We start from the raw sequence: 14,854 nt of genomic DNA on the forward strand, positions 1-14,854 counted from the left end.
TCACTCACAGTGGCCTCCACGTCCCCGATGCGACCAAGTCAGGGCCGTTGGCACCAGCCAAAAATTTCACGGGTCCAACACCACCAATGCGAGCAAAAATCAATTCGGACGATTTGCCACACAGGGGCGTGGCAGAGGGGGGCCTATGCTGGTATGCTTAGGCGCGCAGACGCATGCCCAGAGCTTCGCTGTTACGCATTGCGATCAACGCCGCCTGGGTCCGATTGGCGACATTGAGCTTCTGGATGATGCCTGCCACCTGGGACTTGATGGTGAACACGCTCACGTCACGCTCTTTTGCGATCTGCCGGTTGCTCTTGCCGCTGGCGAGATATGGCAGCAATTCCAATTGAGACGGCGTCAGATCGCTGAAGACGTCGTTGTCTTCGACCTTTGGCTTAGTGATCGTCAGCGTCGATGCGCGATCTTGAGATGCGGCGAGTGCATCGACGATCGCTCCGCGGACAGCCCCGATCATCGCAGCGTCCACCTGGGCAACGGCCGCGGGCCCCTGTCCTATCATCAGTGCCGACAGCTCCTGGCGGCCACCGAGCAGCACCGACAGATCGATGTGCAGAACGACAACGGCGTCCGGATCATCCTCGGACGGCGTGGCGACGATCAAGAAGTGCTTCCGCTCGCCCGCTTCCTCGCGCCAGCTCACGGTCGAGAAGAAGTCGATGCTCTTTTCGGCGAGGCTCTTGAATCCGCGCAGCAGCTCCAGCGAATGTCGATCCGGCCGAATGCAGGCATCGAAATAGCTCTTTCCGAGCTTGCTCTTCGCCTTGGACGGGCCTGGCGTGCCGCTGTCTTCGCTTGATTCGAGGATCTTGCCGTCGCGATCAATCACAAGGGCGCTGATGCCGACCCCTTTGATGATCTTCGATAGCTGCAAGGCTAACATGATTTGCGAATGTCTGACTGGATCTAAAAAAACGCCCCTGCGCAGATGCGAATCGCGCGGCACCTCGTAATTCTACGAAAAGCTAGAACGGGCCTGAGCGAGTCGTCATCCCCACTTTTGGTGATGCAGAGCTACCCTGCATGCCTGCGCGACTGCCCCGCACGGTATTTCCGGCGATCGCGCACGAACTCGACGGACGGCGGCGTTTGGCGATCGCCCTGCTTGATCAGAGCGGGCTCGGACGCCTGTTCGGACCAGCCCTCGTCGGTCTCGTCGAGCAGATCGCGATAGATTTTCAACGCGGCATAGAGCCGATCTTCGACGATCGCCTTGTTGGCCTTGTCGACGGCGGCAGCGGCGGCGGGCATCTCTTCGAGCAGACGCTCGGTCGCTTCGGTATAGCTTTCGATCGTCGCCCCGTCCCGCCGCAGATAGAGCTTCTGCAAGCGCAGATAGACCTGGCGCAGGCTGGTGTCGGCGCGATCTTCGAGAATGGTATTTGCTTGGCGCAGAACCGGCGCGAGCCCTTCGATCGAGAAGGTCGACGCTTCCGTCCAGCCATTGATCAACGTCAGGGCGCCGATCTCGATCCGCTCGAACGGCTTCAGCGTGATCTTCAATCCGGATGATGCCTTGCGCGATCCTCGCGGCGTCCTCGCGGCGCTCGTCGGTGTAGTCTCGCTCGGCGGCATCAGTCGTCTCCTCAGTTTCAAGTGATCGAGCCGGCGGCGGATGCCACCGGCCCGATCGGTGTCGTTAGCGCAGCAGCTGCAACACGCTCTGCTGCGATTGGTTGGCCAGTCCAAGCGCTGACACCGCGATCGACTGGCGGGTCGACAGCGCCTGGCTGTTGGCCGCTTCCTCGTTGGTGTTGGCCAGCGTCAGGTTCGACGAGCCGGTCTGCAGCACGTTGATCAGGTTCTTCGAGAAGTCCTGACGGGTCTGCACGATCGACAGGTTGGAACCCAAGGCGGAGGCCTGCGAACGCAGCGTGGTGGACGCCGTGTTCAGAGACGAGATCACCTTGTTGGTGCTGGCGTTGTCGATGAAGTCCTTGCCCGACTTCAGGCTCGACAGGCCGAGGCCGGCGGGGTCGAAGGTGACGCCCTGAATGCTCAGGGTGGACTTGCCGGTTTCGTTGAACACCAGCTTCAGCGTGTCACCACCGAGCAGGTTGACGCCGTTGAACGACGCATCCTGAGCCGTGGTTTTGATCTGATCGATGATGTTGTTGTACTGCGACACCAGATTGGCGCGAGTGGTCTGGGCGTTGACGTCAGCCACCGGAGCGCTGGGAGTCGAGAACAACGACGCCGCGGTGCCGCCGATCTTGCCGCCCGATTCCGTCGAGCCGATGGTCGAGGAAGCGTAGTCGTTGGAGGCCGAGATCGTCAGCTTGCCGGCGGTGTCGATCGACGCGCTCAGATTGTTGGCCGACAGCTTCGCGTTCAAGTCGGCGAGCGATTTCACCGTGCCGTTGGTGCCGTCGCCGATGGTCACCGTCACCGCGCTGCCACCGTTGAACGATTCAAACGACAGCGTCTTGCCGGTGATGCCGCCGGCCGTGGCCGTGCGCGCGACCGAGAAGCTGGTCGCCGTGCCCTGGTTGCCGGCGAGGCCGAGCGCCGACAGCGCATTGCCCGTGCCGGTGATGCTGAGGTCGGCTGACAGACCGGAGCTGATCTGCAACTGACCACCGGAGAGCACCTTGGAGGCTTCGCTGCCAGCGGTCACCGCCAGAGTTGCGGCACCGTTGCTGACCGGCGCGGTCTGCGCGCCGCTCGCGATGTCGATCGCGGTCAGCACGTCTTCGATCTTGCCGCCCTGCAGATAAACGGTGGAGTTGCCCTGGCCGTCGGTGATGACGTTTTTGCCGGTGACCTTTCCGAAGCCATATTCAGCGGCGGACGGGAGCGCGGCATCCTGGAAGGTGATGGTCTTGCCGTTGACGGTCAGGCTCGAACCAGCCTGGATCATGTTGTTACGGCTGACACCAGCACCCGCAGCGGTGTTGGCGGTACGATCAGCCGAGAAGGTGCCGACGCCGGTGGCGCCCGAATTCAGGCCGAATGCCGACAGCAGCGTGTTGTTGCCCGAGATCGACAGATCCGAACCCGTCGAAGTCGACAGCACCAGTGCGTTGCCGGTGATCGCCGCGTTGGTACCGGAGCTGTTGGCAAGCGTTGCGTTACCGCCGGAGATCGACACCTTCTGCACGCCGCTGGCGACGTCGATCGCATTCATCACGTCCTGAACAGTACCGCCGTTCAGATAGACGGTGGAGTTGCCCTTGCCGTCGGTGACCATCTGACCGCTGACGCCGGAGCCGGTCGGCAGAGTGGCCGCGCCCGGGGCATCGCCGCTCGCGAAGGTGATGGTGTGACCATTCACGGTCATCTTGTCACCGGCCACCGGCTTGGTTGCCAGCGAGCCAAGTGTCGTACCCACGGCAATGCTTGCAACAACGGAGCCGGTCTTGGTGGCGGCAACACCGCCGAGCAACGTGGTGCCGGAGACGGTGCCGGGGGTCGCCTGGCCGTCCTGCAGGCCGATGCTCTGGGCAAGGCCGTTGGAGTAGGTCGAGGTACCGCGCAGGTCGTCCGCGGTGGCGCCGGCGATGGTGGTCGAGACGCTGGACTTGCTGGTGTAGCCGGCGACCGACTGTAGCGCCTGGTTGGCGATCGACTTGGCGCTGTCCACCAGCTTGTTCAGCGAGCTGATGCCGGTGTTGGCGGCCTGCAGGATCTGCACGCCATTGCCGATGCCGTCGAGCAGGTTGTTGATGTCGGAAGCGCGGGCGTCGAGCGAGGCCGCGGTGAAGTAATTGGTCGGATTGTCGAGCGCCGTGTTCACCTTCTTACCGGTGGAGAGGCGGCTCTGGGTGGTGGCGAGCAGGTCCGCGGTCGACTGCAGCGAGAGCAGGTTCTGACGGACGGAGGACGAGAGAACGATACCTGACATGGACTTTTGCCTTTCTGGGCAATGACGTGTCGTTGTGCCGAACTTTTCTGTCGGCTCGCCATTTTCAGTTTCGCCGCGCAAAGGATCGTTGAACCGGCAGACGTCCGATCGGGTGTCGCCCTCACCCAATCGGACGTCCGCCCGGCAAGGTTTCGTTCACGCCCGATGCGCCCCAGGAGCGCTGTTTGGGACGCGCTTCACACTTTGATTTCGACCAGCGGGATCTTCGGAATCGCGCCGGCATCGAGCTTGGCCTGCAAGGCCGAGGGGATGGTGAGCATGGGGGACCTGCGTGCGACTCTGACGATCCACGGGTGAGTCTCGGCCCGATCAAACGCGGTGCCGGCCGGGCGACCACCACCTCACGCGCCGGTCGTCCAGGCCGGCTCGTAAGTTAGCTACTGTTCGCTTTGCCGAAACGTCACTTCACTGAGTATTCAGCCATCCCGCTGCGATCGATCATGCCCAGGGCGATGAGCCCTATTGAGAGGGCGTTATCGATCGATGGAAGCGTCCTTGGCTGCTCCAAGGCACGGCGTGCTCATCCTGAAGCGCCCCAGCAAAGCCGGACGTTTCGAAGGATGAGGAGACAGAGCCCGCGGCGCACCGGCGAGGCTCGTCATTATTCGTCGCCCAGCTCTCGCGTGTCGAACACGAGTCGAGCATGATTGGAGCGAACCGAATCGCCGATGATCTCACAGCCTTTGCCGCGCCGAGGGGCCGCACCGGTCAAAACGACCAGCTCGCGCTTCGCGGCTCGATATCCGCGCACTTCGTAGGGAGCGGGCGCACAACCATCTCGAAACGTGAACGCCGTTCCCTGATAATTTGAACCGCTGCGCGTGCCACGGAACAACAACGTCCCTTGCACCACGGGCAGTGTTTGCTTCGGGACGTCATAGGCAATCTCGACCGATCCGTCTTTCCACTCGCGAATGAGCATCTGGGAATCGTTGTGAAGCGCTGAATCAACTCGGATCGGCTCCGGCCTGTTTTTTGGCTGCGCACGAAGGCGACGCTGGACCTCGAGATAAGCCTCAGGGTTCGAACCCGGCGGGCATTGTCGAGAAGAGCCGTCCGCTCGTCGACCTGCGGGATGGAGAAACGTTCTCCGCAGGCGATGAAGGTCATGTTATCGGGCGAGAACCCGTGTTTTGTTCTGTCGGCACACACCATGATTTCCAACACGACCCGGTGTTGTGCATTGATGAAGCGCGCCGGACATTTGGGGGTGCAGACCGCTGGTGCCTGCAGCAGCGATACCATCAACGATCGTCCATCCGGTGACGCAAACGGCCAATTGAAGATCGTCCCTTGCGTGGCACCGCGTGGCTTCCAGGGAATGAGGTCGATCTTGTCCTTCCAGTATTCGTTCAGAACGTAATCCCGCTTGCTCACGAGTTCCGAACCGGAATCGTAGATCCTTTTGGCGGGCAATCCGCCCGGCTGCGCTTCCTGCTCCTCGGCCTTCGGCAATTCTCGGATTTCCGACAGCGGTACAAAATCGACCTTGCGGGTTACAGCGTCCCATTTGAGGGGACGCTGACAAGCGCGCATGTCTGCTGTCGAAAGACCATCAGTGTTCTGCCCACAGAGCGCACCGCCAACGTTAAGCCAAACCCTGTTGGTGTCGCTGCTACGCTCCAACATCACTCCAAAGGCCGCGTGTTCGAAGGCTTGGGTTGCATGCCCATCGTTGGTTTCGACGAAGATGCGGACCCCTGCGCCGTGATTGGTGGAAAAGAGGGCTGCCGCTCCATCGCAAGCGAACGTGGCTTCGTCGATGGCCCAGAAAACAGGACCATGCGGGAAACGTCCCTGCTGAATGTCTGGACCAGATCGTGGCGTTCCATGGACGGAACGGCACATGTCAGACATTTCGCGGGAATGCGTAGCAACTTCGACCGGGGTCGCTGTGCAGTTCTCACACCGATGAGGTATCGCCTGAACGGCTTCGTTCGCATCTGCGGCCATTGGCAGAAGGAGGCCGAGAACCAGGAATATGGGTCGCTGCATGAAATGCTCAACGTCGTTATGAATGTTCTGACCGCGCAGGCGCTTCCTCGCGGGTGCTATGAAGGCGTTGAGGATCTGCACCACCTGATTTCCGCCGGGTAAATTCAAAGGTGTAAACTGTTCGGATCCGATGCCCATACCGCCCAACGATCACGCCGATTTCGGCACACGATTAATGATCCAACTATCTGACTGTGTCGCCGGGTAAGAGAGACTCGCAGCTTCGGCTCAGCACACGTTCGAACTCACACCCTGATTTCGACCAGCGGGATCTTCGGAATCGCGCCGGCCGCGAACGCCGAGAGATCGACCTCGAGGTAGTCGGTGTCGAACCGCACCGGCACGTCGAACTGAAAACCGGCGGTCACCGCTGCGCCGGACGGCGGCAGGTGGCCGGACGCGAAGGTGACGATGCCGGTCGTTGGATCGCAGCCGAACGCGGCGGCCGCGACCTCGGCACCGCCGACTGCGACGCGCACGCTGCCGGCGACCGGCTTGGTGATGGTGCGTACATAGGGCGCGAAGCCGGCGCCGTAGGTTTTCACGAGTTGATAGCTCGCGCGCGTGCCATCGCCGATGCCGATGCCCTGGTCGAGAGGCGAGATCGGCGCACCGGGCGCGGCCGAACTGCAGTCCAGCCGGTCGCGCCAGCGGAAGCCGGTGAGCGGGCCACGGCGCTCCTCGAAGAACGCCACAACCTGCTGCAGCGCCTCGAACGTCTTGACGCCGTAACCGGCGTCGTAGCGCCGCCGCGAATCCGCCCAGCGCGCATTGCGCTGCTCGCGGCCCGACCCGAAGCCGATGATCTCGGTGCGCCGCTCTGGCCCACCGGCGCTTTTCAGCGCGACGTCGAGCGGGAACAGGATTTCGTGGAATGGGGTCATGCGATGAGTCCTTCATCGTCATTGCGAGGAGCCCCCCGGATCGGCGCGACGCGCCGTCCGGGCACAGGCTCCGCGACGAAGCAATCCAGGCTCAGCACATCAAGTAACTGGATTGCTTCGCTGCGCTCGCAATGACGTGGATGGAAGGCTGTCGGCTCAAAGCCCTCGCTGGCCGCGCGCGACGGCGCGGGCGATCTGGCCGGTCAGATAGCTCTCGGAGCGGCGGAAGCTGTCGGCGTCGGGCGTGGCGATCTGGATGTTCACCGTGGTGGCGCCGCCGCTGGAGGCGACGCCGAGCCGGCCATCGGCACCGCGCGCCAGCGGCAGGATTGCCTCCGGCCCGGCTTCACCGGCGAGGCCGACGCCGCCGCCGAGCATCGGGAAGTAGGTCGGCGTGCCGATCACGCCGCCGGCCGCGAACGGCTTGATCGCGCCATCGGCCGCGGCGACACCGCCGAACAGGCCGGAGAACAGTTTGCCGATGCTCGACGTCAGCGTCGTCTCCAGCGGCTTGAACGCCGCCTTCACGGCGAGATCTGAGATCTTCAGCGCCAGATTCTTGAGGACGTCGTCGAGCTGTTTGCCGCCAATCACCGAGGCCGAGAAGGCCGAGGTCATCGCCCGCGCGAAGCCGCTCGCACTGCTGGTGAGCGCGGAGGTCTTGGCATTGAGACTGTCGACCGTCTGTGTCAGATCGAGTGCACGATCGTCGGAGGTCATCGTCTCGCTCCTCGTTCATCCGGATAACGCCGCATCAGCTCGTCGAGCGCGGCGCGGCCGAGCGGCGCCGTTGCGCCGCCGCGCAGGCCGGCGATGGCGGCGGCGAGTTCGCGCGGCGTCATCCGCCAGAACTGATCGGGCGGCAGGCGCAGCACGCCGAGGCCGAACTGCATCGCTTCCGCCCACGGAAACGGCGTCATGCCGCGCCCTCACCGAAGGTCGCTGCCAGAAGCTCGGCCGCGATGCTGGCGTAGCCGGCGGCGCCGCCGCTCACCGTCATCGCCGCGACCTCGTCGTCGTGCACCGCCTCGCCTGCGCCGCGCAGGCCGGCGGCGATGATCCGGACCAGATCGCGCGCCGACAGATGCCCGCTGCCGAAGCGCTGCGCCAGTGCGACGAGATCCGTGGCGGCGAACGCAGCTTCCAGTTCGGCGAGCGCGCCGAGCGTCAGCACCAGCGTGCGAGTGTGGCCGCCGAGTTCGGCTTCGATTTCACCGCGATGTTTGTTGGCCATGCTGTCCTCTCACAAGGCGACGAAGCCGAGCGCGCCGGCGCTCTCCAGCGTCAGGTCGAAGGTGACTTCGCCGTTGTGCTCGCCGGCGAATTCGAGGCTCGCGATCTGGAACGGTCCGGTGATGCTGCCGAAATCCGGCACCACCACCTGGCAGTCGCTGATCAGTCCGCTGAAGAACGCACTGCGTACCAGCGCGTCGGAGCTCGAATCCTTGAACAGGCCGCGGCCGGAGATCGAGGCGCGGCGGACGCCGGCGCCGGCCAAAAGCTCACGCCAGCGGTCGGCGGATTCGGCGTGGGTGATGTCGACCAGTTCGGCGTTGAACGCGATCTTGCGGCTGCGCAAGCCGGCGACGGTGACGTAGTTCGTGCCGTCGTGGATCTTGAGCAGCAGATCCTTGCCCTTTTGTGCGCCCATGCGCGGCTCCTGCTAACTAACTGGTTCGGTGACGGCGCGAAATCGCACCAAGGCGTGATAGGTGCGGCCGTCGGGCGCGCGGCGGATGTCAGCGAGCGCGAACCGCAGGTTGACCAGGCGATGGCCGGACGGGGCCAGCGGCGCATCGTCCAGCGCCTGCAGCAGCGCGCCGGTGATCAGATGCGCCTCCTTGTGGCCGCCCTGCCGCGACCAGGCGTGCAGCGTCAGCTGATGCTCCTGGGCCGGCGCGTCGTCTGCGGAAGCATCGCTGATCCGCGCCTCGCCGAGGGTGACGAACGGAAACGCCGCCTCGCGCGGCGGCTCGTCATAGATCCGCGGCCCGCCGAGCGCGGCGAGCAGCGCGGTGTCGGTGATCAGCGCGCGGTGGATCGCCGCGCGCAGCGCAACGCTGGCAGGGGTCATGTCTGCTCCGTCTCGGCGTCGATTTCGAGCAGCGCGCCGCGCGCGCGGCTGCGCCAGGCGATGATGCGATACACGCTGTCGCCGTCGGCGAGCCGATGCGCGCGCGACAGCGTCACGCCGGCACGCAGCGTGATTTTTGCACGTAGCGCCGCACGATCTTGATCAGCCGCGACGCCCTCGCGCGCGGCGAGCGGCACGACGCTGGCCCACACCACCGCCTGCGCCGCGTAACTCCGCGCCACGCCGCCCTGCCCGTCGTCGGTCTCGACCGGCGCCAGCAGCGTCAGCCGGCGATTCAAGCGGCCGGGATCGATCACAGCGTCACCGTGCGATAGCCGGCGATCATCGCGGCGATGCCGCCGGGCAGCAGCGCGCCGCTGAATCCGGCCGCATCGCTGCGGTTGTCGTACCACTGCGCCACCAGCATGCGCACCGCGTGGCGCAGCGGCGGCGGCACATCGTCGGGCGCGGTGCCGTAGCCGAGTTCGAGGTCGAGCTCGATGCCGGCGACCGGGCGCCCCGGCTCCGGCAGCGCTCCGCGCGGCGCCGCGATCACGTCGGCGGCGAGATCGAGCACGAAGCCGGCGGGATCGACATCGTGCGCGGCGCCGCGCGCGTCGCAGGTCCGCACCGCGATCAGCGACCGCAGCGGGCCGCCGCGCAGCACGATACGGCCGTCGCGCGGCCAGGCGTCGCGCACCAGCCGCCAGCGCTGCGCCAGCAGCATCCGGCCGGTCGCGGCTTCGATCTGGGCGCGCGCCGCCGTCAGCAGCGAGGCGATCACCGCGTCGTCGGCGTCGTGCTCGACACGCAGGAAGCTCTTCAGGTCAGCGACGGTCCACGGCTCAGCGGCCGGCCCGGCCAGCGGCAGCATCGGCATGGCGGTTCCTCATGATGATCGGCGATTGACAGCGCCGCGGCGGCGGGCGAAACGCGCCGCCATGATCCGCTCGCTCACATTCGGCTGTCTGCTCGTCGCCGCGCTGGCCGCACCGGCCGCCGCGATGGTCGGCGGCGCCCCCGAGGCGACCGGCGCGCTTTCCCGCGCCGTGGTCACCATCGTCGGCTCGCGCGGCAATTTCTGTTCGGGGACGCTGATCGCGCCTGACCTGGTGCTGAGCGCGGCGCACTGCGTCGGCCCCGGCGCGGACTACAAGGTGGTGCAGTACGACGCGCAGCGGCAGCCGAGCCTGCGCGACGTCGCCCGCGTCGCGGCGCATCCGGAATTCGACATGCGCGCGATCCTCGGCCACCGCGCCAGCGCCGACGTCGCGCTCTTGAAGCTCGCCGCGCCGCTGCCCGGCAAGGCGCCGCTGCCGATCGCAGCGCCGGAGGATCCGCTTGCCGCCGGCCAGGATTTCACCGTCGCCGGCATCGGCGTCACCCGGCGCGGCGACGGCAGAAGCGGCGGCACCGCGCGCAGCGCGACGCTGACCGCGACCGGCCGCCCCGGCCGGCTGCAGATCCGCCTCACCGATCCCGCCGCCACCGATGGCCGCGCCGGCGTTGGCGCCTGCACCGGCGATTCCGGCGGGCCGGCGCTGCAGGCGCAGAACGACCGGCTGGTGGTGATCGGCGTGGTGTCGTGGTCGACCGGCCCCGGCAACAGCGCCGGCTGCGGCGGCCTCACCGGCGTCACCCCGCTGACGCTGTACCGCGACTGGATCGCCCGCACCGCGCAAAGCTGGGGCTCGGCGCTGGCGCGGTAGCGGCTCGCACGTTGGTTAATCTTTATTAACCATAATCCTCCACCCTCGCAGCTCCTCGCTCCGGAGTGCCGCCATGTTGCGTGTCGTGCTGCTACTGCTGATCGCGTTGCCGCTGGCCGGGCCGGCGCGGGCCGCCGATCTGCCGATGCACAGCAAGATCGGCAAGATCTTCGCCGAGCCGCAACCCAAGCCGCGCGGCGTGCGGCAATCGCTGGAGATGGAAAGCGGCACGCCGGTGTATGCGCCGGAGGTCGACGTGCCACCGATCGTGCACGGTTACTATGGCAAGCCGCGCTCGTATCTGTACCGCAGCTATTACGGCACCGATCCGAACCTGATCTTCGGCCGCCTGCCCTACGCCTGCGGCTGGTACGGCTACTGCTGAGCGCTGCTTCGTGTTCGCGTAGGATGGGCCCGCGCGCAGCGAAACCCACCATCCCCCCAAGGAGGTCTGGTAGGATGGGTTGAGCGTTAGCGAAACCCATCGGCCCTCGCAATCGCGTGATGGGTTTCGCTACGCTCAACCCATCCTACGGACGACCCACGCTACACACTCGCCGCTCACAGCAGCCGCACCCGCGGGCCGCCGGCATTGGCGCCATTCACCAGCGCTGTGACGGCCCAGACCAGCGCGTCGAGCCGGTCGGGTGAGCGGTTATTCGACAGGCCGCCGGGGCCGAAGTCGCACATCTCGTCTTCGAGCAACGGAAAGCTGCCGACGTGCCTGACCTTGGCCTGTTCGTACAGCGCCGCCACCGGCTCGGCGCGGACGTATTTGCCGCGGCTCGCCCGCACCTCGCGGATCGGCACCACCGAATCCGTCTCGCGGATCACCGCCCGCACCATCTCGCCGCCCATATTGACCTCGGCAACGATCGCGTCGGCCTCGAGCCGCCGATACAGCGCCACCGCCCTGGACGCCCAGCCGGCCGGCGTCAGCCCCTGCGCCGAGGCGTCCTCCAGCACGAAATACACACCGTCGCCGCTGCGCCCCACCGCGACGATGCCGCAGCTGTCGGCGCCCGGCTTCGACGATGCCGGCGGATCGATCGCCACCACGATGCGCTGCAGCGGCGGCGCCTCGCCGACGCGGCTGCGCTCGATCAGCGCCCGCGACCACAGCGCGTCCGGCCGGTCCTCGATCAGGTCGCCGTCGAGCTCCTGCCGGCCGAGCCGCGTGCCGGCATAGCGCGCCACCACGGCGTCGAGAAACGCCGGCGACAGATGCTGGGCATTGGCGCGGGTCGGCGCCCGCGTCACCCGCGTCCGCGGATCGATCAAGAGCCGCTTGATCAGCGGCAGCGGCCGCGGCGTCGTGGTGATCAGCTGGCGCGGCCGCGGCCCGAGCCGCAGACCGAATTGCAGCGTATCGAAGCTGGTCTCGGCATAGCGCCATTTCGCCAGCTCGTCGCACCACACCGCCTCGAATTGCGGACCGCGCAGCGAGTCCGGATCGTCAGCGGAGAACACCTGGCCGACCGCGCCGTTCGGCCATTCCAGCCGCTTGCGGGTGGCGATCCACTCCGGCCGCTCGCCGCGCGGCGACACCCGCAGCAGTCCGGACTCGCCCTCGACCATCACCTCGCGGGCGTCGTGCCAGGTCTCGCCGACCAGCGCGACGCGGCCGTAGCGCTGCACAGCATAAGGCGGCGTGCCGGCGACCAGCGCCCGCACCCATTCGGCGCCGGCCCGCGTCTTGCCGGCGCCGCGCCCGCCCAGCATCAGCCAGGTGGTCCACGGCGCGCCGTCATTGCCGGCCTCGCCATGCTCCTGATGCGGATGCGCGAACACGGCGAAGTCACGCCCCAGCGTCGCCAGCGTCCGCAGGCTGGACGCCCGCAGATAAGCGTCCGTCATCCCGGCCGCGGACAAACGCCTCAATGCGGCGCGCAAGCTCGCTACGGAAGAGTTCGGCATCGGCGGGCATCTCGTCATCGGCGGCACTCAGTGCGCGCTCGGGATCGCGCAGCTGGCGGACCTTGAACAGCGTCTGCGTCAGCGCGGCCAGCGTCCGCGCAATGCGCTCGGCCTCGGCCGCGCGCGAGCCGCCGAGCGTGGCGTCCTCGTGCAGCGTCTCGACCTTGCGCAGCTGTTGCTCGACGGCGAGTTCGAGGCGCAGCGCCAGCAGCGCGGGATCGGGCGCCGGGCCCAGCGGCGGGTCGCCCGGATCGGGCTCGGGCACGACTGCAGCCGGCTCGGACACCGGCGCAGGCGCCGGAAGAGCCGCCGCTACGCCGATATCGGCGGCGCGCGCCTGCTGCAGCGTTGCGGCGGCATCCGCGCTCATCTGCATCGTCACCGGCAGCTCCCGCGGCGGGCGATCCTTGCGCAGCGGCCAGCCCTGCTTCCGCGCCAGCAGCTCCACCGTGTCGCGATGCACGCCGATCTGGTCGGCGATCCGCGCCACCGGCTCGTCGGTGTCGACATAGCGCCGCCGCAGCTCGGCGAGCATCTCCGGCGCATAGCCCCGCGGCTGCCGACCCGGCGGCCTGGGACGCGGGCTCACCCGCGGCCGACTCGCCCGCGGCGTCCAGCCTTCACGCACGGCCAACCGCGACAAGGTATGGCGGCTGATCTCGAACTGCGTCGCCACTGAGTTAAGCGGCACGTCGGTCTGCTCGTAGAGCTGCCGAGCGCGCGCGATCGCCTCGGCGTTGAGCTTGCACATCAGAGGGCGAGCCGTGGTAATGTCGGGCATGACGGCTCCATGGTGGTGGCTCGGCCGCGGTGCGCTGGTGGGTTCGCCGAACGGCTGATAGCGAGGCCCGGCAGGGTTTGTCACCCTGCCCCGCGGCCATCTGCCCGGGGCTAATAGCCTTGAATTGATACTGAACAGCGATACTATGATCCTGACGCGGAAACATCGGGCCGTGCTGGCGGCGATCTTCGCGACACCCGTTCGCGCCGGCATCGCCTGGACCGAGATCGAAGCGCTGCTGCGTGCGTGCGGCGCCGAGATCAGCGAAGGCAGCGGCTCGCGGGTGCGGATCGCGCTGAACGGCGTGCGCGCGGTGTTTCACCGGCCGCATCCGCAAAAGGAAACCGACAAGGGCGCGGTGAAATCCGTCCGCCGCTTCCTGACCGAGGCCGGGATCGAACCATGACGACCATGAGCTACAAGGGCTACACCGCCACCGTCGAGTACGACGCCGACGCCGGCCTGTTCCACGGCGAAGTCGCCGACACCCGCGACGTCATCACCTTCCAGGGCAAGTCAGTCGCTGAACTGAAAAAGGCCCTGGCCGGCTCGATCGACGACTACCTCGCCTTCTGCAAAGCGCGTGGCGAAGAGCCGGACAAGCCCTACTCCGGCCAGTTCGTGGTCCGCACCGACCCGGCGCTGCACAAGGACGTCTCCAACGCCGCGCGCCGCGCCGGGGTGAGCTTGAACAGGTTCGTGACGGCGGCGCTGGAGAAGGCGGTGAGAAGGTAGGCTGCAGCAGCTCCCGCCTCGCAGAGCCGGCGCACCTTGAACAGCGTTTCAGTGACAGTCGCGAGCGTCCGAGCCGTGCGCTCGGCTTCGAGCGATCGACGCGCCGCCGATCCGAACTCTATGCGCAACGTTTTGACGCGCTGCAGTTCTTTTTCGAGAGCGGCTTCGAGGCGGCTCGCGAGTGTTTCGGGCGGCGCATCGGACTGTGGCGGCGCAGACGACGGGCCCGCTTGGACCTCAGTTGACGCCGCCGGCGTCACGGGCTCGGCCAGCGCGTCGCTCGCCTGCACCGACAATTGAAGCGCCGGCGCCAACTCGCGCGGCGGCCGGTCCTTGCGCAGCTTCCAACCCTCGCTTTTGGCGAGCCGGTCGAACGATTTCCGGTGAATCCGGAGATCGGCCGCGAGGGATTCCCGCGGCTCGTCGGTGTCTTCGTAGCGGTGTTTGGCGTGGGCAAGGGCTTCGGGTTGGAAGCCACGGGCACGGCGGATAGGGGTACTGGCCCTGTAATCCTCCCAAATATAACGCTGCCGGTTTCTTCCGGTGGATAACACTATCGACCGAGCTCAACGCCAGATGACAGCTCTCAGCAGCGGCCGCATACAGGAGCTATCTCCTTTCTCCCCAAGATCGCAGCACATAGGCCGCTCATTACGCGCAACTCTTTGAACACCGATGATGTTCTCCGTAGCAGCTCGACACAGCAATTAGATTCTACGAATTTTGGAGGCACTACATGTATTACTCGCGCGGCTCAGAGTGGCGGCAATGTGACCTGCCCCTGAATTTTTCCTCCAGTTGGAGTTAGAGTCCGGCCCTGACGAGGACGGACTGATGAAGCGAGCAAGGTTCACGGAAGAGCAGATCATTGCG

Annotated in this window: 18 protein-coding genes; 4 read left to right on the plus strand and 14 right to left on the minus strand. The window is 66.3% G+C overall.

Going from position 1 to position 14,854, the window contains the following annotated elements:
- Window positions 1–157: 157 nt before the first annotated feature.
- From M9H71_RS04795 to M9H71_RS04850, 12 genes are all read right to left on the minus strand, one after another.
- Window positions 158–967, minus strand: coding sequence for a response regulator transcription factor (locus M9H71_RS04795; protein ID WP_455403941.1), 810 nt, complete (start codon window positions 965–967; stop codon window positions 158–160).
- Window positions 968–1,035: 68 nt separating this feature from the next.
- A complete protein-coding gene (locus tag M9H71_RS04800) occupies window positions 1,036–1,524 on the minus strand; it encodes a flagellar biosynthesis repressor FlbT (RefSeq protein WP_455403942.1) in 489 nt (162 codons plus the stop codon).
- Window positions 1,525–1,660: 136 nt separating this feature from the next.
- On the minus strand, window positions 1,661–3,865 hold the full coding sequence (locus M9H71_RS04805) for a DUF1522 domain-containing protein (RefSeq protein ID WP_455403943.1): 2,205 nt from the start codon (window positions 3,863–3,865) through the stop codon (window positions 1,661–1,663).
- Between the two features lie 729 nt (window positions 3,866–4,594).
- Window positions 4,595–6,019 (minus strand): hypothetical protein, encoded by a 1,425-nt coding sequence (locus M9H71_RS04810; RefSeq protein ID WP_455403944.1) that lies wholly within the window; start codon window positions 6,017–6,019, stop codon window positions 4,595–4,597.
- A gap of 107 nt (window positions 6,020–6,126) precedes the next feature.
- The gene (locus M9H71_RS04815) at window positions 6,127–6,765 is read right to left on the minus strand and encodes a phage distal tail protein, Rcc01695 family (protein WP_455403945.1); all 639 of its coding nucleotides are present in this window, start codon (window positions 6,763–6,765) and stop codon (window positions 6,127–6,129) included.
- Between the two features lie 156 nt (window positions 6,766–6,921).
- Entirely contained in the window at window positions 6,922–7,485 is a 564-nt protein-coding gene (locus tag M9H71_RS04820; RefSeq protein ID WP_455403946.1) for a phage tail tape measure protein, read from the minus strand.
- Window positions 7,482–7,685 (minus strand): rcc01693 family protein, encoded by a 204-nt coding sequence (locus M9H71_RS04825; RefSeq protein WP_455403947.1) that lies wholly within the window; start codon window positions 7,683–7,685, stop codon window positions 7,482–7,484. Before M9H71_RS04825 ends, M9H71_RS04820 begins: the two co-directional genes overlap by 4 nt.
- Window positions 7,682–7,999: a gene transfer agent family protein gene (locus M9H71_RS04830; RefSeq protein WP_455403948.1), complete on the minus strand. Its 318-nt coding sequence runs from the start codon at window positions 7,997–7,999 to the stop codon at window positions 7,682–7,684. Before M9H71_RS04830 ends, M9H71_RS04825 begins: the two co-directional genes overlap by 4 nt.
- 9 nt (window positions 8,000–8,008) lie before the next feature.
- The gene (locus M9H71_RS04835) at window positions 8,009–8,416 is read right to left on the minus strand and encodes a phage major tail protein, TP901-1 family (RefSeq protein ID WP_264055059.1); all 408 of its coding nucleotides are present in this window, start codon (window positions 8,414–8,416) and stop codon (window positions 8,009–8,011) included.
- Between the two features lie 12 nt (window positions 8,417–8,428).
- Window positions 8,429–8,839 (minus strand): DUF3168 domain-containing protein, encoded by a 411-nt coding sequence (locus tag M9H71_RS04840; protein WP_455403949.1) that lies wholly within the window; start codon window positions 8,837–8,839, stop codon window positions 8,429–8,431.
- Window positions 8,836–9,156: a head-tail adaptor protein gene (locus tag M9H71_RS04845; protein ID WP_455403950.1), complete on the minus strand. Its 321-nt coding sequence runs from the start codon at window positions 9,154–9,156 to the stop codon at window positions 8,836–8,838. Before M9H71_RS04845 ends, M9H71_RS04840 begins: the two co-directional genes overlap by 4 nt.
- Entirely contained in the window at window positions 9,153–9,719 is a 567-nt protein-coding gene (locus M9H71_RS04850; RefSeq protein WP_455403951.1) for a head-tail connector protein, read from the minus strand. The genes M9H71_RS04845 and M9H71_RS04850 overlap by 4 nt, the downstream gene beginning before the upstream one ends.
- 61 nt (window positions 9,720–9,780) lie before the next feature.
- On the opposite strand from M9H71_RS04850, the gene M9H71_RS04855 reads away from it, so the two are divergent.
- Window positions 9,781–10,548, plus strand: a complete 768-nt coding sequence (locus tag M9H71_RS04855) for a S1 family peptidase (RefSeq protein ID WP_455403952.1) — start codon at window positions 9,781–9,783, stop codon at window positions 10,546–10,548.
- A 73-nt stretch (window positions 10,549–10,621) separates the two neighbouring features.
- On the plus strand, window positions 10,622–10,933 hold the full coding sequence (locus M9H71_RS04860) for a hypothetical protein (protein ID WP_455403953.1): 312 nt from the start codon (window positions 10,622–10,624) through the stop codon (window positions 10,931–10,933).
- 176 nt (window positions 10,934–11,109) lie between these two features.
- Here M9H71_RS04860 and M9H71_RS04865 read toward each other — a convergent pair whose 3' ends face one another.
- Both M9H71_RS04865 and M9H71_RS04870 read right to left on the minus strand, forming a co-directional pair.
- On the minus strand, window positions 11,110–12,405 hold the full coding sequence (locus tag M9H71_RS04865) for a DNA-packaging protein (protein ID WP_455403954.1): 1,296 nt from the start codon (window positions 12,403–12,405) through the stop codon (window positions 11,110–11,112).
- On the minus strand, window positions 12,347–13,246 hold the full coding sequence (locus M9H71_RS04870) for a hypothetical protein (protein ID WP_455403955.1): 900 nt from the start codon (window positions 13,244–13,246) through the stop codon (window positions 12,347–12,349). Before M9H71_RS04870 ends, M9H71_RS04865 begins: the two co-directional genes overlap by 59 nt.
- Window positions 13,247–13,391: 145 nt before the next feature.
- Between M9H71_RS04870 and M9H71_RS04875 the strand changes: the two genes are divergently transcribed.
- Window positions 13,392–13,652 carry a type II toxin-antitoxin system HicA family toxin gene (locus tag M9H71_RS04875; protein ID WP_455403956.1) on the plus strand — a complete coding sequence of 87 codons (261 nt, stop codon included), beginning with the start codon at window positions 13,392–13,394 and terminating at the stop codon, window positions 13,650–13,652.
- Entirely contained in the window at window positions 13,649–13,981 is a 333-nt protein-coding gene (locus tag M9H71_RS04880) for a type II toxin-antitoxin system HicB family antitoxin (RefSeq protein ID WP_455403957.1), read from the plus strand. The genes M9H71_RS04875 and M9H71_RS04880 overlap by 4 nt, the downstream gene beginning before the upstream one ends.
- The last annotated feature ends 873 nt before the right edge of the window (window positions 13,982–14,854 follow it).

The organism is Rhodopseudomonas parapalustris, from assembly GCF_053772255.1.

Bases quoted from the DNA above. Each gene is read 5' to 3' on its own strand.
- M9H71_RS04805 (WP_455403943.1), bottom strand. From the start codon at position 3,865: ATGTCAGGTATCGTTCTCTCGTCCTCCGTCCGTCAGAACCTGCTCTCG.
- M9H71_RS04810 (WP_455403944.1), bottom strand. From the start codon at position 6,019: ATGGGCATCGGATCCGAACAGTTTACACCTTTGAATTTACCCGGCGGA.
- M9H71_RS04815 (WP_455403945.1), bottom strand. From the start codon at position 6,765: ATGACCCCATTCCACGAAATCCTGTTCCCGCTCGACGTCGCGCTGAAA.
- M9H71_RS04820 (WP_455403946.1), bottom strand. From the start codon at position 7,485: ATGACCTCCGACGATCGTGCACTCGATCTGACACAGACGGTCGACAGT.
- M9H71_RS04825 (WP_455403947.1), bottom strand. From the start codon at position 7,685: ATGACGCCGTTTCCGTGGGCGGAAGCGATGCAGTTCGGCCTCGGCGTG.
- M9H71_RS04830 (WP_455403948.1), bottom strand. From the start codon at position 7,999: ATGGCCAACAAACATCGCGGTGAAATCGAAGCCGAACTCGGCGGCCAC.
- M9H71_RS04835 (WP_264055059.1), bottom strand. From the start codon at position 8,416: ATGGGCGCACAAAAGGGCAAGGATCTGCTGCTCAAGATCCACGACGGC.
- M9H71_RS04840 (WP_455403949.1), bottom strand. From the start codon at position 8,839: ATGACCCCTGCCAGCGTTGCGCTGCGCGCGGCGATCCACCGCGCGCTG.
- M9H71_RS04850 (WP_455403951.1), bottom strand. From the start codon at position 9,719: ATGCCGATGCTGCCGCTGGCCGGGCCGGCCGCTGAGCCGTGGACCGTC.
- M9H71_RS04855 (WP_455403952.1), top strand. From the start codon at position 9,781: ATGATCCGCTCGCTCACATTCGGCTGTCTGCTCGTCGCCGCGCTGGCC.
- M9H71_RS04860 (WP_455403953.1), top strand. From the start codon at position 10,622: ATGTTGCGTGTCGTGCTGCTACTGCTGATCGCGTTGCCGCTGGCCGGG.
- M9H71_RS04865 (WP_455403954.1), bottom strand. From the start codon at position 12,405: ATGACGGACGCTTATCTGCGGGCGTCCAGCCTGCGGACGCTGGCGACG.
- M9H71_RS04870 (WP_455403955.1), bottom strand. From the start codon at position 13,246: ATGCCCGACATTACCACGGCTCGCCCTCTGATGTGCAAGCTCAACGCC.
- M9H71_RS04875 (WP_455403956.1), top strand. From the start codon at position 13,392: ATGATCCTGACGCGGAAACATCGGGCCGTGCTGGCGGCGATCTTCGCG.
- M9H71_RS04880 (WP_455403957.1), top strand. From the start codon at position 13,649: ATGACGACCATGAGCTACAAGGGCTACACCGCCACCGTCGAGTACGAC.